The sequence below is a fragment of the Tritonibacter multivorans genome (genome assembly GCF_001458415.1).
GTDB lineage: Bacteria > Pseudomonadota > Alphaproteobacteria > Rhodobacterales > Rhodobacteraceae > Epibacterium > Epibacterium multivorans.
This window is the reverse complement of sequence record NZ_CYSD01000037.1, coordinates 311,021-333,478: the sequence shown is the minus strand read 5'-3', so window position 1 is coordinate 333,478 and position 22,458 is coordinate 311,021. Positions and strand designations below refer to the sequence as shown.

Genomic DNA, 22,458 nt, shown 5'->3' with positions numbered 1-22,458 from the left:
AATTGCCGACATGACCGCTTGGGTTGAACGAGTTTTTGCTGGATCTCGTCTCACCTTTACTCTAAACGCCGCCCGACCGGTCGCAGCCTACCCGGTACATCAAAACAAGGACTGAAAAATGAAGACTATCGTAATCTGCTCGGGCGGGCTGGATTCTGTTTCGCTTGCCCATTCTATTGCCGCCAAGGGGGAACTCTCGCGGCTGGTGTCTTTTGACTATGGTCAACGCCATGCAAAAGAGATCGACTATGCGGCGGCCTGCGCCCAGCGCCTTGGCGTGCCGCATCACATCATCGACATGCGCACCATTGGTGCCTCGCTGACGGGGTCGGCGCTCACCGATGATATTGACGTGCCCGACGGCCACTATGCCGAAGACACGATGAAAGTGACCGTGGTCCCGAACCGCAACGCAATCATGTTGACCATCGCCTATGGCATTGCTGCGGCCAATGGCGATACCGGCGTGGCAACGGCGGTGCATGGCGGCGATCATTTCATCTATCCGGACTGTCGGCCTGCGTTCACCGAAGCGTTCGACACCATGCAGCGGGCTGCGCTGGATGGTTATGCCGACGTATCCCTGGTCACACCCTTCGTGCATAAATCCAAGGCCGACATCGTCACCGAAGGCGCACGTGTAAACACGCCCTTTGCCGACACATGGTCGTGCTACAAAGGCGGCGAACACCATTGCGGGCGCTGTGGCACCTGCGTGGAACGGCGCGAGGCCTTCCATCTGGCGGGCATTGAAGACCCTACCACTTACGAGGATCCGGACTTCTGGCGCGCAGCCACCGGCACAGCTGAGGAGAGCGCATAATGTTCCGTATCTGCAAAGAGTTCCACTTCTGCGCCTCTCACAGCCTCGACACGCTGCCCGAGGGCCACAAATGCGCGGGCCTGCATGGGCACAATTACATTGTCTATCTCGAACTGGAGAGCGAGACGCTGGATGACACCGGCTTCATTATCGACTTCCACGAGCTCGACACGTTCAAGGCCTATATCGACGAAGAGTTCGACCATAAGCACCTGAACAATGTAATGGATCTGCCGCCGACCACCGAAAACGTGGCCTATCATTTCTATACATGGTGCAAGGCACGCTGGCCGCAGACCTCGGCTGTGCGCGTGTCGGAAACGCCCAAGACCTGGGCCGAATACAGACCGCGTCCGGCGTCGTGACACTGCGCATTGCCGAAATCTTCGGCCCCACCATCCAAGGCGAAGGTGCGCTGATTGGCGAGCCAACGGTGTTTGTGCGCACGGGCGGCTGTGACTACCGCTGTTCGTGGTGCGACAGCCTGCATGCGGTCGACAGCGCGTATCGCCACGAATGGAAACCGATGACGCCAAAGGCGGTCTGGAACGAGGTCCGGCATCTGTCGGGCGGGCGTCCCCTGACCGTGTCCCTGTCCGGCGGCAACCCCGCAATCCAGGATTTCGCGCCGGTGATCGCGCTTGGCCATACCGAGGGCTACCGCTTTGCTTGCGAAACCCAAGGGTCTATCGCCAAACCGTGGTTTGCGGATCTGGATACGCTGGTGCTGAGCCCCAAGCCGCCCTCCAGCGGTGAAGCCGTGGACTGGGACGCCTTTGATGCCTGCCTGAAAGCGGCGGGCGACCGTCCGCAGGTGGTCCTGAAGATCGTTGTTTTTGACAAAACCGACTATGCTTGGGCCAAAGCAGCATCGGAACGCTATCCCGGTCTGCCCTTGTACCTTCAGCCGGGCAATCCAGAGGTCGACCCGGAAACGCCGATTGAAACCCAAGACAGCCTCGACCGGATGTTGTGGCTTGTCGACAAGGTGACCCGTGACCGCTGGTTCACCCCCCGTATTCTGCCGCAGCTTCATGTGCTCCTCTGGGGCAATAAGCGTGGCGTCTGAGACAGGAGCATTCCAATGACAGACTCTATTTATAGCAATCTGAAGCAACTGGGCGGCGACACTGTCCTGCCCACCGACCCCTCTGAGGCCGAGCTGGAGCGCGTTCAGAACCCACAGGCCGACACCGCCTATAACGTGCGCTTTGTCGCCCCGGAATTCACTTCGCTCTGCCCGATGACCGGGCAGCCAGATTTCGCGCATTTGGTCATCGACTACGTGCCGGGCGAATGGCTGGTGGAAAGCAAGTCGCTGAAACTGTTTCTCGGATCCTTCCGCAACCACGGCGCCTTCCACGAAGATTGCACCGTATCGATCGGTCGTCGCTTGGCCGAATTTCTTGACCCGCAATGGCTGCGCATTGGCGGCTACTGGTACCCGCGCGGCGGCATTCCGATTGATGTGTTCTGGCAATCCGGCCCGATGCCGGAAAGCGTCTGGATCCCGGATCAAGGCGTGCCCCCTTACCGCGGGCGCGGATAACAAAAAAGCCCGGTCAAACGACCGGGCTTTTCTATTGGGACAGAGCTGCCACTTAGTAGCGGTAGTGCTCTGGCTTGAACGGGCCTTCCGGGGTCACACCGATGTAGGAGGCCTGCTCGGTGGTCAGCTTGGTCAGTTTCGCGCCCACGCGGTCGAGGTGCAGCGCGGCCACTTTCTCGTCCAGATGCTTGGGCAGGATGTAGACTTCGTTCTTGTACTGATCACCGCGCTGGAACAGTTCGATCTGCGCCAGAACCTGGTTGGTAAAGGACGCAGACATCACGAAAGACGGGTGGCCAGTCGCATTGCCGAGGTTCAGCAGACGGCCTTCGGACAGAAGGATCATGCGGTTGCCGGAAGGCATCTCGATCATGTCCACCTGTTCTTTGATATTGGTCCACTTGTGGTTCTTCAGGCTTGCCACCTGAATTTCATTGTCGAAGTGACCAATGTTGCCAACGATGGCCATATCCTTCATCTCGCGCATATGCTCGATGCGGATAATGTCCTTGTTGCCGGTGGTGGTGATAAAGATGTCCGCGTCCAGCGCTTCTTCCAGCAGAACCACCTCGAAACCGTCCATTGCGGCCTGCAGTGCACAGATCGGGTCGGCTTCGGTCACTTTGACGCGCGCGCCAGCGCCCTGCAGCGAGGCGGCAGAGCCTTTGCCCACGTCGCCGTACCCGCAAACCACAGCGACCTTACCGGCCATCATGGTGTCGGTTGCGCGGCGGATGCCGTCGACCAGCGATTCTTTACAGCCGTATTTATTGTCGAACTTAGACTTGGTGACGGAGTCGTTGACGTTGATCGCCGGGAAGGGCAGCTGGCCGTTTTTCTGCAGTTCATACAGACGGTGCACGCCGGTGGTGGTTTCCTCGGACACGCCCATGATCGCGTCGCGGGTTTTGGTGAACCAACCCGGCGAGGCTTCCATGCGTTTCTTGATCTGCGCCTTGATGACCTCTTCTTCCTCGGACTGCGGCACGGGAATGATGTCTTCGCCTGCTTCGGCGCGTGCGCCCAGCAGCACGTAGAGCGTCGCGTCGCCACCATCGTCGAGGATCATGTTCGGGCCTTCAGGGAACATGAAGGACTTGTCGAGGTAATCCCAATGCTCTTCCAGGGACTGGCCTTTGATCGCAAACACCGGAATGTCGCCCGCAGCGATTGCCGCCGCCGCATGGTCTTGGGTCGAGAAGATGTTGCAGGACGCCCAGCGCACATCCGCGCCCAGCGCCACCAGCGTTTCGATCAGGCAGGCGGTCTGGATCGTCATATGCAGAGAGCCAACAATCCGCGCGCCTTTCAGCGGCTTTTCTTCGCCATATTCCGCTCGCAGAGCCATCAGGCCTGGCATTTCGGTTTCCGCGATGTCGAGTTCTTTGCGGCCAAAGGCTGCGAGCGAGATGTCCTTGACGATATAGTCAGCGGCCATTGTCTTCTCCGTTTCGGTTGCGAGATAAACTTGCCCAGTGGCGTAACACCCGACTGGTTACCAAGCAACGAACATGAAGAGGTGGTGGCCAAATCGTGCCCCTGAGGGGACACTTCTTATGGATTGGTGACCTAACCGTAAAAATCAGCCAGGAACACCGGGTGGAACCACCGCAGGACTGGCGTTGAAGTAATCCTCACCCGTGGCAACCACACAGCTGACGCCTGTGGGATGGGTGATCAGAACCGTAAAGGTTCCGGTTTCATTGGATGTCCAGATTTCCAGCATGGTACCGGTCTGTTGTCCGGTCTGCAGGCCCCCGGAGCTGAGTGTTTCTTTGTATTTTTCGCTCAGCCGATCTGTGATGACCTCGCGCGGTGCGCAGGCATTGGCCAGGGCGGGCGGCGCAATGGCAGCCATCCCAAACACAAGGGCAACGGAGAAAAGTCGTTTGAACATGGGTCTTTCCTTTCTGGTCTGTTGAGATCCTGAAAGGAGCTGTCCGATCTTGGGGACAAGGCCCCTTCCTGAAACTATGACACTTTAATGACATGTGGATCAAGGCGCGCCGGTTCAAGGAAACCCTCGATCAATTGATCGTGCTGAGGTGTGACGCTTTTGAACTAAGCGGGCATCCTTTTGATCACGGGGTCATTGATCTCATGACTCAAGTCGTGAAATGTGGATGGCGACATAGACACCAGTTTCCTATGGTAAAGACTTTGACTACATCCCGCGTCACAGTGGCGGCATCTCGCCCTGCAAGTGCCAGAAAAGCAGTTATTTTTTGCTGCGATCAAAACTACCTTCTGTTCGCGGCCCACGCGGCCGCGCAGATTTCCGCGCTGACACTAAACCCGGATTTCGACATTTGTTTCTGCTTCTGCGAACGACCGGTTGTTCTTCCGGACAGCTTGGCCCATTTGAATGTCCGCAGCTGCAAAATTGATGTGGGCGACCGGTTTAAAGGGTTGCGATTGGACAAAGGCAAAAGTCACGACGTCTATTTGCGTCTTGCCCTGCCCGAAGCCTTTGCCGGGGAATATGACCGCATCCTCTATCTCGACAGCGATGTTTTCATCCAGGGTGGCGATTTCAATGCACTTTTGGATCTGGAGTTTGCCCCCTACCCCATTGCCGCTGTGCGCGACAACAGCCAATGGCGTACCCCAAACCGCAGACCCAAGCAATTCAAGGTTCTGGGGCTTCCAACCGCCAAATATTTCAATGCCGGCGTGATCCTGATGGATGTGGCGCGCTACAACGAACAGGACCTTCTGAACCGGTGCGTGGCTTTGGGCACCGAAAACGCAGATCGGATGATCCGCCATGACCAGAACCTCTATAATTCCGTCTTGCTGGGCGCCTGGGCCGAGCTGCATCCGACCTGGAACTGGCAGTTCACCTGGTCTTCGCGCCTGTTTGCCCTGCAGGCGGAACCCAATCTGGTGCATTTCATCGGCAAGACCAAACCCTGGAACGACCCCAAAGCCGAGCTGAGCCCGAGATACGCCCGCGCCATGTGGCAATTTGCCAAACAGCATTTCCCCGAAGCAAAAGCGTTCCGCACCACCGATGTTCCCTGGGCGCCCGACAGTGCAAAAACACGCAAATCCCTTCTGAAACACCTGCTTTCTGGTGGGAAGTTTGCACGGCTGTTGCGCAGGTTCGACCATGAGCTCTATGTCATTTTGTGACACTCACGCAGAAGGCAGCACGACATGACCACCAAAACCCGCGCCTGGCAACGCATGCTGTCGGGCCGTCGGCTCGACCTGCTGGACCCGACACCCGTGGATATTGAAATCGAAGACATCGCCCATGGGCTTGCCTTTGTCGCGCGCTGGAATGGGCAGACGCGGGGCGATTTTGCCTATTCGGTGGCGGAACATTCGCTGCTGGTCGAAGAACTGTTCACCCGAAAATACCCCAAAGCCCCCGTGAAATGGCAGCTGGCGGCCCTGTTGCATGATGCGCCGGAATATGTGATCGGCGATATGATTTCACCGGTCAAAGCCGCTGTTGGGTCGGGCTATGGGGAGTTGGATCAAAAGCTCACGGCGGCGATCCATTTGCGGTTTGGCCTGCCTGCGACCTTGCCGAAAACGATCAAAGCGCAGATCAAACGGGCCGACAATATTTCAGCATGGATGGAAGCCGTACAGATTGCGGGTTTTTCCGAGAGTGAAGCCACCAAATTCTTTGGCCGCCCAGATGCCGAGTTGATCCGGGGGCTCGACATTCATCTGCGCCCCCCTGTTGAGGTGCGCCGGGACTTTGTCACCCGGCACGAAACACTCTTGGCCCAGCTTTAGAGCCTATTTCGGGCTGCGTTTCGCCAGAATGCGCTGCAGTGTGCGGCGGTGCATGTTCAGGCGACGCGCGGTCTCGGACACGTTGCGATCACAAAGCTCATAGATGCGCTGGATGTGTTCCCAACGCACGCGATCCGCGCTCATCGGGTTTTCTGGCGGCGGCGGCAGCTCGTCCCCATTGGCCAAGAGCGCATTCATAATGTCGGTGGCATCAGCGGGTTTGGACAGGTAATCGGTCGCGCCGATCTTTACCGCGGCGACTGCGGTCGCAATTGCACCGTATCCTGTCAGCACAACCACACGGCTGTCAGGGCGATTTTCGCGCAGTACCTCGACCACATCGAGCCCATTGCCATCCTCAAGCCGCAGATCAACAACCGCATAAGCCGGTGGGCGCGCGGTCGCAATTGCCTGTCCTGCCGCAACCGAGCCCGCAGTTTCCACCGCGAAGCCACGCTTTTCCATGGCTTTTGCCAAACGACGCAGAAAGGGTTCGTCGTCATCTACCAAAAGAAGCGACCGGTCCTCGCCCAGTTCGTGGAGATCGGCATCGGCCATAACCATGTCCTTTTGTCTGCGAAATGAATGTGCTGACTGGATATATCGTCGGAAAACCGAGAAGGTCAAATACCCGTTCGACTATGTCCGGTCAGATTTTGTCGGCGAAACAAGCAACAGCGTCCGCCATAGCTTCCGGTGACATGTCCCGACGGAAGAATTCGACAAACCCATATTCGGGCAAAACAAGGTAGGTCATCGTGGTATGATCCACCAGGTAATAGTCCGGATCATCGCTTTCCTGCTTCTTATAATAGGTGCGGTACGCTTGGCTTGCTGCTTTCACCTGCGCGGGCGATCCTGTCAGCCCGATCATCTTTTCATGCAGGTTGTAGGCAAAATCCCCTACCACCTCGGGTGTGTCGCGTTCCGGATCGATCGAGATAAAAACAGGCGTTGTGCTATAGCCGCGCTCGGTCAGCAGATCGACAGCTTCGGCATTGCGACTGGTGTCCAGCGGGCAGACATCCGGGCAATAGGTAAAGCCGAAATACAACAGCGACGGTTCGGTGATCACATCGGTGTCGGTGACCGTTTCACCCTTGGCATTCACCAACTCGAAAGGCCCGCCAATCGCGCCGGTGCCGCCGGCCACATTGGATGCGCGACAATCAGCAAACCGATCAGCATCGCTTTGCGTCGCATACCATGTTCCGCCCAGAACGGCGGCCACACCAACGACGGCTAGAATGGCATAGGTTGGTTTCATGGCTGGCTCCTTCAGAGTGATCCGCGACATCCCCGCGCTGCGGCGGCTTGTATCGTCTTCCCGCCAGACCTAACAATATGTGCGCAAGATTCAATGGGAGTGAATGTCACATGACCGAGACCAGCCCCGGCCCGATGGATGGGCTGATGCATGGACAGGAACGCAGCCACTGGATCCGTCTGCGCACGCAGATCCTTTTGCGCTGGACTGCCATTTTTGGCCAGCTGTCTGCGCTTTGGGTGGCGCAAAGCGTCTTTGGCCTGCAGATCCATGCGCTGCCCTGTTACCTGGCCATTGGCGTCTCTGCGCTCAGCAATATTATCGCGCTGTTCATTTTCCCCATGAACAAGCGCCTCAGCGAGCCGCAGAATCACCTGATGCTGGTCTTTGACCTGCTGCAGTTGGCGTTTCTGCTGTTCATGACAGGGGGGCTCAATAACCCCTTTGCCTTGCTGCTCCTTGGGCCGGTGACAATTTCGGCATCTGTTATGGGCCTATGGTCGACCATGGTGATCGGCACGCTGGCCATCCTGCTGGTGACTTTGCTGATGCCCTACCACCTGCCTTTAATGACCGCGTCTGGGCTGGTGGTGGCCATGCCGGATCTGTTTCTGTTCGGAAACTGGGCCGCTATTGTCATCGCAATCCTGTTCATTGGCGTCTACTCCTATCGGATCAACGCGGAAATCCGGTCCATGTCCGACGCGCTGGTGGCCACTCAGATGGCCCTGGCGCGCGAACAGAAGCTGACCGATCTGGGTGGCGTTGTTGCGGCTGCCGCCCACGAGCTTGGCACCCCGCTGGCCACCATAAAACTGGCTAGCGCAGAGCTGATTGACGAATTGGACGACCAACCGGACCTGCGCGCAGACGCCAGCCTGATCCGGGACCAGGCCGATCGCTGCCGCGATATTCTACGTTCAATGGGACGGGCGGGCAAAGATGACCTCCATATGCGTCAGACCCCGGTGGCCGCTTTGATTGATGAAGCTGCCGAACCCCACATGGATCGCGGCAAACGCATCCATATTTCAGAACACCCGCAAGACGGCACCGTTGGTGAACAGCCAAGCGTTCTGCGCAAACCGGAGATCATCCACGGCCTTCGCAACCTGATCCAGAACGCAGTTGATTTTGCGACGGCCAATGTCTGGGTCGAAATCCATTGGACCAAGGATCAACTTTGGGTGCGCATCAGCGACGATGGTACAGGGTTTTCCAGCCATCTTCACGGCAGGCTGGGTGACCCCTTCATGCGCCGCCGGTCCTCTGAAAGCGAACGCAGCCAAAGACCCGGCTACGAGGGTATGGGTCTGGGGTTGTTTATTGCCAAAACCCTGCTGGAACGCAGCGGCGCGCGGGTCAGCTTTGCAAATGGTAAAGATTCGGGAGAGAATGCGGTTACCAAAGACCTCCCCTCGGGGCAGTCCGGGGCGGTTGTCTTAGTCAAATGGCCCCGCGCCAAAGTGGATGCTGTGACCGGTGATACGCCTGTACCCAAAGGAGAAAATAGACCTTTGCAAGCCTGAGGATTCACTTTCCAGCAACCAATTAAGCATGATTTAACCTTTGTGACGAAATATGGTCTTAACACAGACCAAATGGGGCGCAAAATGCTGGAAAATTTGTCGATGGAATGGTTCATCCTGGCAAGCCTGTGCATTGCCAGTGCAGCGGTTGCGGTGTGGTTCCTCACACCACAACCACGCAATCGCGGCCCTGAACAAGAACTGCTGGTCACAGATGGCCGCACCGACGCGGTGTTCCTGTTTGATGATCAAAACCTGATTGGCTGGTCGACCGGCGCGCGTCGGTTTCTGGGCGATCAAATCGATCATGCAAACTGGTCCGTCCTGCGCGACAGACTGGTGCGCAGCTACCCTGGCCTGCCACAATCTCCGGGGTTCATCAAAGACGTCGGCCACCTGACCGTTGCAGGCACCAATGACGCAGACAACCGCGAGGCCCATTGCGAATGGATCGATGGCATCACCCGTGTTCAGCTGCGCCGCGCCGAGGGTGAGGAAGAGCAAGCCGCCGTCAATCAGGAGCTCACCACTCTGCGGGCTGCGGTTCACCAAGCCCCCTATCCGGTCTGGCTGCAATCAGAGGATGCCACCGTCACCTGGACCAATCTGGCCTATGATCGGCTGAACCAGAAAATCCGTGGCCGCGACGCCTCTGTTTCGGCGCCGCTTTTCCCGGATCTGGATGCGCCAATGAGCAGCGGCAAAGCAGAGCGTATCTCTATCGTTCTGCCAGAGACTGACAAAAAGCTGTGGTATAATGTCTCCGCGACCGAAACTGAGGCCGGCTGGCTGTGCCATGCGATGGACGTCAACGCCGTGGTCGATGCCGAAATCGCCCAGCGCAACTTTGTTCAGACGCTTGCAAAGACCTTTGCCCAACTGTCCATCGGCCTTGCGATCTTTGACCGCAACCGCCAGCTGGTCCTGTTCAACCCCGTGCTGATCGATCTGACCGCACTGCCTGCCAGCTTTCTCAGCTCGCGCCCCAGCATGATGACCTTCTTTGATCGTCTGCGGGATCAGCGCATGCTGCCGGAACCCAAGAACTATTCAAGCTGGCGTCATCAGATGGATGATCTATTGGAAGCCGCCTCTGAAGGGCGCTATCAGGAAACCTGGTCGCTTCCTTCGGGTTCGGTTTACTCGGTGTCGGGCCGCCCACACCCCGACGGCGCCATTGCCTTCCTGTTCGAAGACATCACCGCCGAAATCACCCTCACCCGCCAATTCCGCACTGAATTGGAACTGGGCCAGTCGATCCTCGACACCTTCCAGGACGCCGTTGCCGTCTTTGGTACAGATGGAAGCCTCACATTCTCGAATGCGACGTACCACGACATGTGGCAGACCGATCCTGATGCGAGCTTTGCTAAATATTCGATCATGGATGCCTGCCGCACATGGCAAGACATGTCCGCTGCAACCTCTGCGTGGGGTGATATCCGTGACTTCGTCGCCGGCGGTGAGGGCCGCACAGACTGGTGGGCCCGAGTCGCGAAGCGCGACGGAACAGAGCTGATTTGTCAGGTCAACGCCTTGCCCAATGGGTCTACTTTGGTGCGGTTTCGGTCTGAAAACCTCGCTCTGACACCTCCGGCACAAGAACGGTTTGCGCTGGAAGCATCACTCGACACAACACCCCAAAAACCCGAGTAGAAAACCACGATTATCCGCCTTGCAGCCCCTCGGGCAGAAGGCCATTGTGGGGCCATGATGACGCCCCAGACCACATATGAAAAACAGCTGACGTTCACCACGCCAGACCACACCTCACGGATCGCATCTGACATCGCCCAGCGCCTTGTGCCCGGCGATGTCATTTTGCTTGAAGGCCCTATTGGCACAGGCAAAACGCATTTTTGCCGCAGCCTTATTCAGGCCCTTATGACGGTGCCCGAGGATGTGCCTTCTCCGACATTTACGCTTGTGCAGGTCTATGATGTTCCAGCGGGTGAACTCTGGCATGCTGATCTTTATCGGCTTGGGCATGCGGATGAGGTCGAGGAACTTGGCCTATTGGCAGCTTTTGAAGATGCCATCTGCCTTGTGGAATGGCCTGATCGTCTGGAAGAGCTTGCCCCGGCGCATGCTCTGACTGTGACCCTGTCTTTGGTCGCGGATGCCGAAGAAAGCCGCACCGCAGAGCTGAGGTGGTCCGACCCCAAATGGGCTGAGAAACTGGACACGCTATGACAAATCGCGACGCCGAAATTGCGGCCTTTCTGGCAGGCACCCCTTGGGAAAGCTGGCAACGCCACCCCCTTGCCGGGGATGCCTCTTTGCGCCGGTACGAGCGCCTGCAAGATAACAGCGGCCAAAGCGTCGTTCTGATGGACGCGCCTGTGGACAGCAATGGCCCTATGGACGCCTATCTGAATGTCACAGCGCTTTTGCAGAACCGCGACGTGTCTGTGCCAGCGATCTTACATCAGGACCCAAAGGCGGGGCTTCTTTTGCTGGAAGATCTTGGGGATGCGCTTTTTGCGGCGGTCATTGAAGACAGTCCAGATCAAGAAAGCACCCTCTATGAGGCGGCAACTGACTTCCTCGCCGCGCTTCATAAACAAAACGGCCCGGATCTTGCGGCGCTAACCCCGCCGGTGTTGGCCGAAATGACCTCGCTTGCCTTTACGGAATACCGGCAGGCTGTTCTGGGTGATGACGCCCCAAGGCTGCGCGCGGAATTTGAACGAAAGTTCGAAGCCATCCTGCACGAAACCCTCACCGGCGACATGGTCTTTGTGCACCGGGATTTTCACGCGCAAAATCTGATGTGGTTGCCCGATCGTTCAGGGCACGCACGTGTGGGTGTCATTGATTTTCAGGACGCCAGACGCGGCCACCGGGCCTATGATCTGGTGTCCCTGTTGCAGGACGCCCGCCGCGATGTGCCTGCCACTATCGAACGCCAGATGATTGATCGATATATTGCAATAACGGGTCAAGACGGCCAGACGTTCCAAACCGCCTATGCTGTGATCGGCGTGCAGCGCAATATGCGGATCCTCGGGATCTTTGCCCGTCTGGCCCGCACAATGGGGAAACCCCAATACCTCGACCTGATGCCGCGGGTTTGGGCGCATTTTATACAGGGGCTCGAGCACCCGGCCCTTGCCCCCGTCTCTGAAGACTTACGCACGGCGCTGCCTGCGCCCACAGCAGACGTTCTGCGCCAACTGACCCCCTGACCCCGGAGAGCCCAATGGCCGCCCCCGCTTCCCTGATGATCTTTGCCGCAGGTTTTGGCACCCGCATGGGCGCACTGACGGCAGATCGCCCCAAACCCCTGATCGAGGTCGCAGGCCGCCCTCTGATCGACCATGCGCTGGACCTCACAAAAGGGCTGTCTCTGACCAAAGTGGTGAACACCCATTACCTGGGCGATATGTTGGCAGCACATCTTGAGGGCCGCGATGTTCACATCAGCCACGAGCCCGAGATCCTGGATACCGGAGGGGGATTGCGGCAGGCCCTGCCAACGCTCGGCTCTGGTGCAGTGTTCACAATGAACGCCGATGTGATTTGGAAGGGCCCGAACCCGCTCGACCTTTTGTCGGCTGCATGGGATCCGGCGCGCATGGACGCGCTTTTGATGTGCGTCCCGCTGGCCCGCGCGGTCGGGCGTAAAGGTGGCGGCGATTTTTCGATCGCCCCAGACGGTCAGATCAGCCGCAGCGGTGATCTGGTCTATACCGGTGTGCAGATCCTCAAAACTGATGGGTTGGCCGGCATTCCCGATCCTGTGTTTTCGCTCAATCGCCTGTGGGACCAGATGATTGCAGATGGTCGCGCCTGCGCACTGGAATATCCCGGGAATTGGTGCGATGTCGGCCACCCCGAAGGCATACAACTGGCCGAAGAGCTGATCCGCGATGTTTAAAGACACCCCCGCCCCGCGCCTGTTTGCAGTGCCTTGCGGCGTAGATTTTCCAAAAGCGCTGGTCGAGGGGCTGATCCAACGGTTCGAAGCTCAACCGCCCGAGGCCATGGCCCGGGTCGAACTGATCCTGAACACCGAACGCATGATGCGCCGGGTCCGGCAGCTTTTTGACGCCGGCCCAGCGCGTCTTTTGCCACGGCTGTCGCTGCTTGGTGGCCTGTCCGAACGCGCCTCACTGCGGGGTCTGCCGCCCCCATTGCCCCCCCTGCGACGCCGTCTGGAGCTGTCGCAGCTGATCGCGAAACTTCTGGACGCCCAGCCAGATCTGGCAGCGCGGTCTTCGCTTTATGACCTGTCCGACAGCCTTGCGGCCCTCATTGACGAAATGCAGGGAGAAGGCGTTACCACAGATCAGATCCGCAGTCTGGATGTGTCGGATATGTCCGGTCACTGGGCGCGGGCACAGGCCTTTATTGGTATTGCAGATGACTTTATCGATCTGCACGGCGACCAGATGGATGTGCAGGCGCGCCAACGGCAACTGGTCCTTGATCTGATCGAGGATTGGAAAATCGCGCCACCACAGCACCCGGTGATCCTCGCAGGCTCTACCGGTTCTCGTGGCACAACCCTGATGCTGATGGAGGCGATTGCACGCCTGCCTCAAGGCGCAATTGTTCTACCCGGGTTTGATTTTGACCAACCGGACCATGTTTGGGACGGTCTGGATGATGCACTGGTTGCCGAAGACCACCCCCAGTACCGCTTTCACAAAATGATGCGCGATTTGGAGATGACACCACGCGACGTGCGCCCCTGGGGGCCTGCTGAACCTGTCTCGCCAGCCCGCAACCGTCTGGTGTCTTTGGCGCTGCGCCCGGCCCCGGTCACCGATGCCTGGATGAGCGAAGGCCCAGAGCTGCGCGACCTTGACCAAGCAACCGAAGCGCTCACCTTGATCGAAGCCGACAGCCCCCGCGCCGAAGCGCTGGCCATTGCCCTGCGCCTGCGCCAAGCCGCAGAAGAAGGACAGACTGCGGCGCTGATTACGCCGGATCGGATGTTGACCCGTCAGGTGTCAGCCGCGCTGGACCGTTGGAACATCCTGCCCGATGACTCCGCGGGCCTGCCCTTGCAACTGTCACCTCCGGGCCGGTTCCTGCGCCATGTTGCGGATCTGTTTTGTCGACCGCTGGCTGCGGACATGCTGCTGACCCTGTTGAAACACCCCCTGACCCACGATGGGGCCGGCCGGGGTCCGCATTTGCGCCAAACACGAGAGTTGGAGCTGAAACTGCGCCGCTATGGCCCGCCGTTTCCAAATGCCGAAGACCTGCAGACCTTCGAACTTGGCCGTGATCTCAGCGAAGGTTGGGCCCCTTGGCTGGCCACCCATTTCGCCGGCCAGCAGATCGAAGGCACATTGCCCCTGACCGACTGGGTCAGCAATCTGCGCATATTGGCAGAGGCAATCGCCGCAGGCTCGCAGGCCACAGGTGCCGGCACGCTGTGGGACCAAAAAGCCGGCCGCAGCGCACGCGAGATCTTTGAGGAACTGGAAACCCAAACCCCATACGGCGGCGAGATGACGGCCCGCGACTTTGCCGATCTTCTGGGCGCGCTGCTGTCGCAGGGCGAAGTGCGCGACCGCGATGCGCCTTATGGGTCGATCATGATCTGGGGCACGCTTGAAGCCCGTGTTCAGGGGGCCGACCTGGTGATCCTTGGCGGGTTGAACGAAGGCAGTTGGCCCGAAGCCGCAAGCCCCGACCCCTGGTTGAACCGCAAGCTGCGCCACGAAGCCGGCCTGCTGTTGCCCGAACGACGCATTGGCCTGGCCGCACATGATTTCCAGCAGGCAATAGCCGCACCCGAAGTGTGGCTCACCCGGGCCACCCGGACTGAGGAGGCGGATTCGGTGCCTTCGCGCTGGATCAACCGATTGACCAACCTGCTGTCGGGCCTGCCAGAACAGGGCGGGCGCGCCGCACTGGAAGCCATGCGCGAGCGGGGCAAAACATGGCTGGAGTGGGCAAGCGTTTTGGACGAGCCAACGCCGCTGGCGCCGGCCCCGCGCCCCTCGCCGCGCCCTCCGGTGGCCAGCCGACCGCGCAAATTGTCGGTCACCGAAATCCCGCGCCTGATCCGCGACCCTTATGCAATTTACGCCAAACATGTCCTGCGCCTGCGCCCGTTGGATGATCTCGTCCAAGAACCCGATGCCCGCCTGCGCGGCACCGTGATCCATGCGGTTCTAGAAGACTTTATGAAGGCCGTGGGTGAGGATCCCAGCCGCCTCAACGCTGACGACTTCGTTGAACATTCACGCCGCAGCTTGGAAGAACATGTGCCGTGGCCGCTGGCGCGCACGCTGTGGCTGACCCGCCTGCAGCAGGTCGCAGACGATTTCGTCGCCGGCGAACACGAACGTCAAAAACGCGCCAAGCCTTCCAAGGCCGGGCTCGAGGTCAGCGGCTCAGCCCGTCTCTCGCCGTTGGATTTTGACATTACCTGCAAGGCCGACCGGATCGATGTCGACGCATTGGGCGGACTGCATCTTTATGACTACAAAACCGGCAAGCCGCCCTCAGCAGACCAACAGAAAGCTTTCGAAAAACAGCTCTTGATCGAAGCCGCCATGGCAGAACAGGGCGCGTTTGAACCCTTTGGGGCTGCCCGTGTGGAACGTGCCCTGTTCCTTGGCATGAAAGCCCCGATCGCCGAGGTCGCTGCCCCGCTCACCGACGAGCCACCGACAAAGGTCTGGACGGAACTCAAGAAGCTGGTCGGAGCCTATTTTGAGGCCGAGCAAGGCTATTCCAGCCGCCGCATGATGCATCAGGACGCCCATGTTGGCGACTACGACCACCTTGCCCGATACGGTGAATGGGACCGCAGCACCGATCCCACACCAGAGGATCTGACATGACCAACCGCGCCCCAAGAAATGCCGCATCCGAGGCGCAGTTTCGCGCCGCACGCCCCGATGCCTCGACCTGGCTCGCGGCCAACGCGGGCTCCGGCAAAACCAAGGTTCTGACAGACCGCGTCGCGCGGTTGTTGTTGCGCGGGGTGCAACCTCAGCACATCCTGTGCCTGACTTACACCAAGGCTGCGGCCTCAGAGATGCAGAACCGCCTGTTCAAACGTCTGGGCGAATGGGCCATGCTGGGCGACGTGGCCCTGCGCGCAGCGCTGACCGATCTGGGGGCCGAAGACGCCGCAACTGCCGAAGGCCTTGCGCAGGCACGCACGTTGTTTGCCCGCGCAATTGAAACGCCCGGCGGCCTGAAGATCCAGACGATCCACTCGTTCTGTTCGTCGCTTCTGCGCCGCTTCCCACTTGAAGCCGGGGTGAGCCCACAGTTTGCCGAGATGGAAGACCGCTCTGCCACCTTGCTGCGCGCGGAAATCGTCGAAGACTTTGCCCGCGGCGATCAGGCCCATCTGGTGCAAGCCCTGTCCGATCACATCACGGACCCTGACTTTGACGCCATCACCGGCGCGATCTGTGGCAAGCAACAGGGCTTCTCGCCGGCCTGTAACCGCAGCCAGTTGTGTGCATTGTTCGACCTGCCCGAAGATTTTTCCAACGAAGACCTGCACCGCGAGGTGTTCCTGGGCAATGAAGCGGACATTCTGAAACGCACGGTCGAAATGCTGCGCAGTGGCGGCGCGAATGACAATAAGGCCGCCGATAAACTGGCCGCGATCCCGGACCCCGGTGTGCGGGATCTGACCGTTCTGGAAGGCGTGTTTCTAACCGGAGCTTCTGCAAAAGCGCCGTTTACAGCCAAAATCGGCAGCTTTCCGACCAAGAAACTGCGCGAAAGCCACGGCACGCTGATGGATCAGCTTGAGCCCTTCATGGCCCGTATCGAAAGCGCCCGCGCCCTGCGTCTGGCGCTGTACGCAGTTGAGAAATCTTTGGTCCTGCATGATTTTGCCCGCGCATTTTTGCCGGAATACGAACGCCGCAAACAGCTGAGGGGCTGGCTGGATTTTGACGATCTGATCCTCAAGGCGCGCAACCTTTTGAATGATCCCGCCGTGGCAACTTGGGTCTTGTACCGCTTGGATGGTGGCATCGACCACATCCTCGTAGACGAAGCGCAGGACACCAGCCCGGTGCAATGGGACGTGGTGGAAAAGCTGGCGCAAGAATTCACTTCGGGCGAAGGCGCACGATCGGGGGTGGAGCGTACGATTTTTGTGGTCGGCGATAAAAAGCAGTCGATCTATTCGTTCCAAGGGGCTGACCCGGATGCCTTTGACCGTATGCAGGCTGAATTTGGCCGCAGACTTCAGGAAACCGGACAGGGTCTACAGAACGCCTCGCTTGCCTTTTCCTTCCGTTCATCGGCTGCGATCCTTGGGCTGGTCGATGTGATCTTTGCCCATGAACCACGGGCCGGCTTTAACGCGGATGCCAAACATCAGGCGTTTAAGTCCGATCTGCCCGGTCGGGTGGACCTGTGGCCTATGGTCGAAAAAACCAAAGACGACGAAGACGGCGATTGGACTGATCCCGTTGATCGCCCCAGCCCGCGCCATCACACGGTTGTTCTGGCAGAGAGCATTGCCGATCAGATCAGACGGATGATCCAGTCCGGCGTCACCATTCCCGAAGATGGCCCTGAACGCGACACCTTTGTCCGCCGGCCCGTTCAAGCCGGCGATTTCCTGATTTTGGTGCAAAGCCGCTCGGGTCTGTTTTCCGAGATGATCCGGGCCTGCAAGGCCGCAGGTCTGCCTATCGCCGGCGCTGACCGCCTGAAGGTTGGTGCAGAACTGGCGGTGAAAGACATTGCCGCGCTGTTGCGGTTTCTTGCCCTGCCCGAGGATTCACTTGCGCTCGCCGAGGCGCTGAAATCCCCGATTTTTGGCTGGAGCGAACAGGCCTTGTTTGACCTCGCCCACCGGCGGGACGAAATGCATCTGTGGGAAGCGCTGCGCAAACGAGGCGAAGAATTCCCGCGCACGATGGACGTTTTGGACGACCTGCGCGGACAAGCAGACTTTCTACGGCCCTTCGATCTGATCGAGCGCATTCTGACCCGCCATGATGGGCGCAAACGTCTGCTGGGCCGACTGGGACAAGAAGCCGAGGACGGTGTAAACGCGCTGCTGTCGCAGGCGCTGGCCTATGAGCGGACCGAAACGCCCTCTCTCACCGGGTTCCTCGTCTGGATGCAAACGGACGACCTAGAGATCAAACGCCAGATGGGTGCGGCCGGCGATATGATCCGGGTGATGTCAGTGCATGGCTCCAAAGGTCTGGAAGCCCCGATTGTCATCCTGCCGGACACGGCCAAACGCAAGCCGCCGCGGCTCGATAGTATTTTAAACGTGAAGGACAGCGCCGTGTGGGGTTTGTCACAGGCGCAGATGCCGCCGGCAATGACCGAAGCGGCCGGCGCGGCGCTGGAAAAGCTGGCAAATGAACGGCTTCGGCTCTTGTATGTGGCTCTAACACGGGCAGAAAAGTGGCTGATCGTCGCCGGCGCCGGCGAGCGTGACAAAGCCGGCGAGAGCTGGTACCAGCGGATCGAGGCCGCCATGAAGACCGTTGGGGCGGTGCCCTTGGACACACCAACCGGCGAAGGGCTGCGCTATGCGCACGCCGATTGGGACGCGCCTGACCTGATACCGGCGAAGGAACGCGTTTTCCGCACAATCACCCTGCCCGAAGTCTATCAGCACCCTGCACCGAATTATGTTCCGCCCCGTGGAACGCTGCGCCCCTCGGATCTTGGTGGCGCCAAGGCCCTGCCCGGTGAAGCTGGCCTTGATGAAGACGCCGCCATGGCGCGCGGCACCGCCTTGCATCGCCTTCTTGAACACCTGCCCGCCCTGCCTCAATCCGAGTGGGACGGTCGCGCCGAAGTTCTGGCCCGTCACGAGGATTGGGCAAACTTGCTGGCAGAGGCCCGCGCTGTGCTGACCGCACCCGCCCTGTCCGACATCTTTGCATCTGATGCTTTGACCGAAGTTGCCGTGACTGCGGACCTGGGCGCGGATCGCCTGCACGGGGTAATCGACCGGCTGATCGTCACGCCCGAACGCGTTCTGGCGGTGGATTTCAAATCCAATGCCACCGTCCCCAGCCGGCCCGAGGACTGCCCCGAAGGCCTGTTGCGACAGATGGGGGCCTATGCCCGGGCCCTTGCGCAGATTTACCCGGATCGTCAGATCGACACCGCGCTCTTGTGGACCCGCACAGCGACGCTTATGCCGCTTCCGCACGACCTGGTGTCACAGGCCTGTGAAAGAGCCACATTCCAAAGGCTGGAACCTTGACGACAGCCCATGCGGTTCATAGGTTCCAAGTCCAGTTGCCAACCCTTCAGGAGACATCCAAATGTCCACCGTAGCCGTCACCGACGAAACATTTGACGCAGAAGTCAAAAACTCCACCGTCCCCGTTGTCGTGGACTTCTGGGCCGAATGGTGTGGCCCGTGTAAACAAATCGGCCCGGCGCTCGAAGAGCTGGCGGCTGAATACGGCGACAAAGTGAAAATCGCCAAAGTTGATGTCGACAGCAACCCGAACGCTGCCGCCGCCATGGGCGTGCGCGGTATTCCGGCGCTGTTCATCTTCAAAGACGGTCAGGTTGTCTCCAACCGCGCAGGCGCAGCTCCGAAAGCGGCCCTGCAAAGCTGGATCGACGAATCCATCTAAGATCTGAGCAAACCAGATTTTCCAAAAGGCGTCCTTTGGGGCGCCTTTTTTGGTCTGAAGCACCGGCGCAATCTGGGTCTTGGATTAAACAACCGTTTCAGAGACTGTCGCACCATCAGCAACAAGAGGCCCAAGAATGGCAAAAACACGAGTGTTGGTAGAGTTCGGCATGGGCACATCCCTGCGTCGGGCCGATTACACAGCCGCCGCAGACCGCGCAATCCGCGATGCGCTGTGGCACAACTCAATCAATATGGCAGAGCTGTTCGGCTTCCCAAAAGAAGCCATGATCATCGACGCCGAAGTTGCGGTGCAAAACCCGGATGCGGTGGACCAGGACAAGCTGAAGGCGATCTTCCCCTATGGGCAGGCTGAAATTCACGTGAAACGCGGCGGCCTGGATGTCGAAAAACCGGGGGGCGGCGTGACGGTCATCGCCAATGCCGCTCTGTCCGTGTCCTTTGAAATGGAGCCCGCAACATGAGCGATCAGCGCATTATTCTTGAAATGGGAACAGGCAATGATCTGTACGGGCAGGATTACACCAAGGCGGCCCTGCGGGCGGTGCAGGATGCGTTGCATCATTCCTCGATCACATTGTTTTCCAATCTGGGCATCGACCACACCGAAATGCGCGTGGAGGTGACGATCGGGGTGCAACAGCCCGACGCAGTGGATTGCGAAAAGGTCGCCGCCTCGCTGCCGCGCGGCCGGGCCAGCGTGCGCGCGGTCTTTGGTGGCCAAGACGTGCTGGATCCACACAGCGACGGAAAACACGTTATCGCCACCGCAGCGGTCGAGGCTTATCTGCCCTCTCTCGCCGGGCAGTTTAAGCAATCGTCCTGAAACGACAAAAGCCGCCCATTAGGACGGCTTTTCATCTTCACAGCTGAGCTGTCGACTTAGATGTCGAAGGTCTGGTGGCGGGACAGACCAATATCGGCCAGCTGTGCGTCGCTCAGCTCGGACAGAGCGCGGCGCGTCAGGCGCATTTCATTCCAAGCAACCAGCTGGTTTTTCAGAGCCAGTGCGAAATCCACGACGCGGAGGATGGAGACGGCGCCGACCGGCGCGGAAACGTTTACATTTGCCATTTGGCGCAATCCTTTAAGTTGGTGCGGCTGACCCAATGTCGCCGCGTAAGCCCCATGTAAGCCCCGCCCCTGAGTCTCACAACTGCCCGTTTTTCAGCCCCGATTTGCGCTGAATGCATAGCAAGTAAGCAAAATAATAACGCAGCCAGAGCCACGTTAATCTTGGCCGGGGTTGTCCCCCCGCGCGCGCACCTCTTGTGCCGAACCGGGCTTGCTTCCATATAGGGAACCAACTGACAGCCGCTGAATACGGAGTAACAAATGGCAGAAGATCAATTTCCGGGCTGGCACGGCACGACCATTATTGGGGTCCGCAAAGGCGGCGAGGTCGTCATCGCCGGCGACGGGCAGGTTTCTCTGGGTCAAACTGTGATCAAAGGCACCGCGCGCAAGGTGCGCAAACTATCGCCCGGCGGCTATGATGTTGTGGCGGGGTTTGCAGGCTCCACCGCCGATGCCTTCACCCTGCTGGAACGTCTCGAGGTCAAACTGGAAGCCACCCCAGGCCAACTGGCCCGCGCCAGCGTGGAACTGGCCAAAGACTGGCGCACCGACAAATACCTGCAGAAGCTCGAGGCGATGCTGATTGTGACGGATGGCGAAGACCTGTTTGTCATCACCGGTGCCGGCGACGTGCTGGAGCCGGAACATGACGTGACCGCCATTGGATCCGGCGGCAACTTCGCACTGGCCGCCGCCCGGGGCATGATGGACAGCGACCGCGACGCCGAAACCATTGCCCGCGATGCAATGGCGATTGCCGCTGACATCTGTGTCTATACCAACGGCCGCCTGACCGTGGAGCGGATCGCAAAATGATCTCTGCGGATGATCTTCGCGCCGCTGTTGGCTCGGGCCTCTTGAGCGAGGCGCAGGCTGCCTCGCTAAAAGCGCTGTCCGACAGCCGCCGGGGCGCGCGCGAAGATCTAGCGCCCGGCGATGAGCCGTTTGAGCTGTTCAAAGGCTTCAACGAGATCTTCATTGTGATCGGCCTGATCATCCTGTGTTCCGGCTGGATCACCATGAACTCGGTCGCGCTGGCCGCGGATTTTGGCAATTACAAAACCCATCTGATGGGGGCTGCCGGCATTGGCGCAGTCTTCCTTTGGGGCGTCTCAGAGTATTTCATTCGCCACCGCCGTATGGTCGGGCCGGCAATTGCCCTGTCGATCATGTTTGCAGGCAATGCGCTTGCAGGGTTTGCCGCATGGCGGGCGCAACCCTTTATGATCGCGCAGAACGACTATTCCTCTCTGCCGATTGCGCTGGGGTTGTCGATTGTTGCGCTGGCGATCTATTGGATCCGCTTCCGCGTGCCCTTCACCATGGCGTTGATGGCGCTGGGTCTATTTGCCGTTGCGCTGATCATCGGTGCGGACCGGGCCGGCGTGCCCAGCGGGTTCGCTGACCTGTTCCGGCTCAGCGCGCAGGGGCCCTTTGCCTGGATCACACTGGCTGTTGGCCTCGCTGTGTTTGCGATGGCCATGGCGTTTGACCTCTCTGATCCGCACCGCGTCACGCGACGGTCTGCGCAGGGGTTCTGGCTGCATGTTGTGGCCGCACCGGCGCTGGTAAACACCATCGCGCTGAGCCTGATGGAACGCAGCCAAGACACCCTTTTGGTTGTTGTGCTGCTGTTCTTTGCGCTGGTTGCCATTGTGATCGACCGCCGGTCGTTCCTGATCACCGCCATCGGCTACATTGTGGCGCTGGCCTCGACCGTGTTCGACGGCGAAAGCGCAGGCCTTTTTGTGCTGGGCCTTGGCCTTTTCCTTGTGGCGCTGGGGGCCTTCTGGGCCCGCATCCGCGCCGCGCTTCTCTCCCTTCTTTCGGGCGTCCTGCCGCTTCACCGGCTGCCGCCCTCCCACCAGTGACGGATAA

23 protein-coding genes are annotated in these 22,458 nt (G+C 59.3%); 18 read left to right on the top strand and 5 right to left on the bottom strand.

All coding sequences use genetic code 11. From position 1 onward, the window contains the following. The first annotated feature begins 118 nt into the window (after nucleotides 1-118). The 4 genes from queC to queF are packed head-to-tail and all read left to right on the top strand — an operon-like array spanning nucleotide 119 to nucleotide 2,372. Complete coding sequence (queC, locus tag TRM7557_RS12650) at nucleotides 119-823, top strand: 7-cyano-7-deazaguanine synthase QueC (RefSeq protein ID WP_058290563.1); 705 nt, start codon at nucleotides 119-121, stop codon at nucleotides 821-823. Continuing rightward, nucleotides 823-1,188: a 6-carboxytetrahydropterin synthase QueD gene (gene queD, locus TRM7557_RS12645; RefSeq protein WP_058290562.1), complete on the top strand. Its 366-nt coding sequence runs from the start codon at nucleotides 823-825 to the stop codon at nucleotides 1,186-1,188. Before queC ends, queD begins: the two co-directional genes overlap by 1 nt. Then, the gene (gene queE, locus TRM7557_RS12640) at nucleotides 1,185-1,892 is read left to right on the top strand and encodes a 7-carboxy-7-deazaguanine synthase QueE (RefSeq protein ID WP_058290561.1); all 708 of its coding nucleotides are present in this window, start codon (nucleotides 1,185-1,187) and stop codon (nucleotides 1,890-1,892) included. The genes queD and queE overlap by 4 nt, the downstream gene beginning before the upstream one ends. Nucleotides 1,893-1,907: 15 nt before the next feature. After that, entirely contained in the window at nucleotides 1,908-2,372 is a 465-nt protein-coding gene (queF, locus tag TRM7557_RS12635) for a preQ(1) synthase (protein WP_058290560.1), read from the top strand. A gap of 52 nt (nucleotides 2,373-2,424) precedes the next feature. Here the strand turns inward: queF and ahcY are convergent, their stop codons facing one another. Both ahcY and TRM7557_RS12625 read right to left on the bottom strand, forming a co-directional pair. Further along, nucleotides 2,425-3,810, bottom strand: coding sequence for an adenosylhomocysteinase (ahcY, locus tag TRM7557_RS12630; RefSeq protein WP_058290559.1), 1,386 nt, complete (start codon nucleotides 3,808-3,810; stop codon nucleotides 2,425-2,427). Between the two features lie 144 nt (nucleotides 3,811-3,954). After that, nucleotides 3,955-4,269: a hypothetical protein gene (locus TRM7557_RS12625; RefSeq protein WP_058290558.1), complete on the bottom strand. Its 315-nt coding sequence runs from the start codon at nucleotides 4,267-4,269 to the stop codon at nucleotides 3,955-3,957. 92 nt (nucleotides 4,270-4,361) lie between these two features. On the opposite strand from TRM7557_RS12625, the gene TRM7557_RS12620 reads away from it, so the two are divergent. Beyond that, nucleotides 4,362-5,507, top strand: coding sequence for a glycosyltransferase family 8 protein (locus TRM7557_RS12620; RefSeq protein ID WP_328586548.1), 1,146 nt, complete (start codon nucleotides 4,362-4,364; stop codon nucleotides 5,505-5,507). 24 nt (nucleotides 5,508-5,531) lie between these two features. Next, complete coding sequence (locus TRM7557_RS12615) at nucleotides 5,532-6,125, top strand: HD domain-containing protein (protein ID WP_058290556.1); 594 nt, start codon at nucleotides 5,532-5,534, stop codon at nucleotides 6,123-6,125. Nucleotides 6,126-6,128: 3 nt separating this feature from the next. On the opposite strand, the gene TRM7557_RS12610 is transcribed toward TRM7557_RS12615, so the two are convergent. Next, nucleotides 6,129-6,683, bottom strand: coding sequence for an ActR/PrrA/RegA family redox response regulator transcription factor (locus tag TRM7557_RS12610; protein ID WP_058290555.1), 555 nt, complete (start codon nucleotides 6,681-6,683; stop codon nucleotides 6,129-6,131). 91 nt (nucleotides 6,684-6,774) lie between these two features. Next, nucleotides 6,775-7,392 carry an SCO family protein gene (locus TRM7557_RS12605; protein ID WP_058290554.1) on the bottom strand — a complete coding sequence of 206 codons (618 nt, stop codon included), beginning with the start codon at nucleotides 7,390-7,392 and terminating at the stop codon, nucleotides 6,775-6,777. 110 nt (nucleotides 7,393-7,502) lie between these two features. Between TRM7557_RS12605 and regB the strand changes: the two genes are divergently transcribed. From regB to TRM7557_RS12555, 10 genes are all read left to right on the top strand, one after another. Next, a complete protein-coding gene (regB, locus tag TRM7557_RS12600; protein WP_058290553.1) occupies nucleotides 7,503-8,921 on the top strand; it encodes a sensor histidine kinase RegB in 1,419 nt (472 codons plus the stop codon). A gap of 84 nt (nucleotides 8,922-9,005) precedes the next feature. Further along, nucleotides 9,006-10,577 (top strand): PAS-domain containing protein, encoded by a 1,572-nt coding sequence (locus TRM7557_RS12595; protein WP_058290734.1) that lies wholly within the window; start codon nucleotides 9,006-9,008, stop codon nucleotides 10,575-10,577. A 57-nt stretch (nucleotides 10,578-10,634) separates the two neighbouring features. Continuing rightward, nucleotides 10,635-11,114, top strand: coding sequence for a tRNA (adenosine(37)-N6)-threonylcarbamoyltransferase complex ATPase subunit type 1 TsaE (gene tsaE, locus TRM7557_RS12590; RefSeq protein WP_058290733.1), 480 nt, complete (start codon nucleotides 10,635-10,637; stop codon nucleotides 11,112-11,114). Further along, on the top strand, nucleotides 11,111-12,109 hold the full coding sequence (locus TRM7557_RS12585; protein WP_058290552.1) for an aminoglycoside phosphotransferase family protein: 999 nt from the start codon (nucleotides 11,111-11,113) through the stop codon (nucleotides 12,107-12,109). Before tsaE ends, TRM7557_RS12585 begins: the two co-directional genes overlap by 4 nt. A gap of 14 nt (nucleotides 12,110-12,123) precedes the next feature. Continuing rightward, the gene (locus tag TRM7557_RS12580; protein WP_235811471.1) at nucleotides 12,124-12,801 is read left to right on the top strand and encodes a nucleotidyltransferase family protein; all 678 of its coding nucleotides are present in this window, start codon (nucleotides 12,124-12,126) and stop codon (nucleotides 12,799-12,801) included. After that, nucleotides 12,794-15,730, top strand: a complete 2,937-nt coding sequence (addB, locus tag TRM7557_RS12575; protein WP_058290551.1) for a double-strand break repair protein AddB — start codon at nucleotides 12,794-12,796, stop codon at nucleotides 15,728-15,730. The genes TRM7557_RS12580 and addB overlap by 8 nt, the downstream gene beginning before the upstream one ends. Beyond that, entirely contained in the window at nucleotides 15,727-19,101 is a 3,375-nt protein-coding gene (gene addA, locus TRM7557_RS12570) for a double-strand break repair helicase AddA (RefSeq protein ID WP_058290550.1), read from the top strand. Before addB ends, addA begins: the two co-directional genes overlap by 4 nt. A gap of 61 nt (nucleotides 19,102-19,162) precedes the next feature. After that, on the top strand, nucleotides 19,163-19,483 hold the full coding sequence (gene trxA / locus TRM7557_RS12565; protein ID WP_058290549.1) for a thioredoxin: 321 nt from the start codon (nucleotides 19,163-19,165) through the stop codon (nucleotides 19,481-19,483). Nucleotides 19,484-19,619: 136 nt separating this feature from the next. Beyond that, on the top strand, nucleotides 19,620-19,967 hold the full coding sequence (locus TRM7557_RS12560; protein WP_058290548.1) for a Lin0512 family protein: 348 nt from the start codon (nucleotides 19,620-19,622) through the stop codon (nucleotides 19,965-19,967). Next, nucleotides 19,964-20,329 carry a Lin0512 family protein gene (locus TRM7557_RS12555; RefSeq protein ID WP_058290547.1) on the top strand — a complete coding sequence of 122 codons (366 nt, stop codon included), beginning with the start codon at nucleotides 19,964-19,966 and terminating at the stop codon, nucleotides 20,327-20,329. The genes TRM7557_RS12560 and TRM7557_RS12555 overlap by 4 nt, the downstream gene beginning before the upstream one ends. A 56-nt stretch (nucleotides 20,330-20,385) precedes the next feature. Here the strand turns inward: TRM7557_RS12555 and TRM7557_RS12550 are convergent, their stop codons facing one another. After that, a complete protein-coding gene (locus tag TRM7557_RS12550) occupies nucleotides 20,386-20,577 on the bottom strand; it encodes a DUF1127 domain-containing protein (RefSeq protein ID WP_058290546.1) in 192 nt (63 codons plus the stop codon). 261 nt (nucleotides 20,578-20,838) lie between these two features. Here TRM7557_RS12550 and hslV point away from each other — a divergent pair, with 261 nt between their 5' ends. Both hslV and TRM7557_RS12540 read left to right on the top strand, forming a co-directional pair. Beyond that, nucleotides 20,839-21,396, top strand: a complete 558-nt coding sequence (hslV, locus tag TRM7557_RS12545) for an ATP-dependent protease subunit HslV (protein WP_058290545.1) — start codon at nucleotides 20,839-20,841, stop codon at nucleotides 21,394-21,396. Continuing rightward, complete coding sequence (locus TRM7557_RS12540; RefSeq protein WP_058290544.1) at nucleotides 21,393-22,451, top strand: hypothetical protein; 1,059 nt, start codon at nucleotides 21,393-21,395, stop codon at nucleotides 22,449-22,451. Before hslV ends, TRM7557_RS12540 begins: the two co-directional genes overlap by 4 nt. Nucleotides 22,452-22,458: the final 7 nt, after the last annotated feature.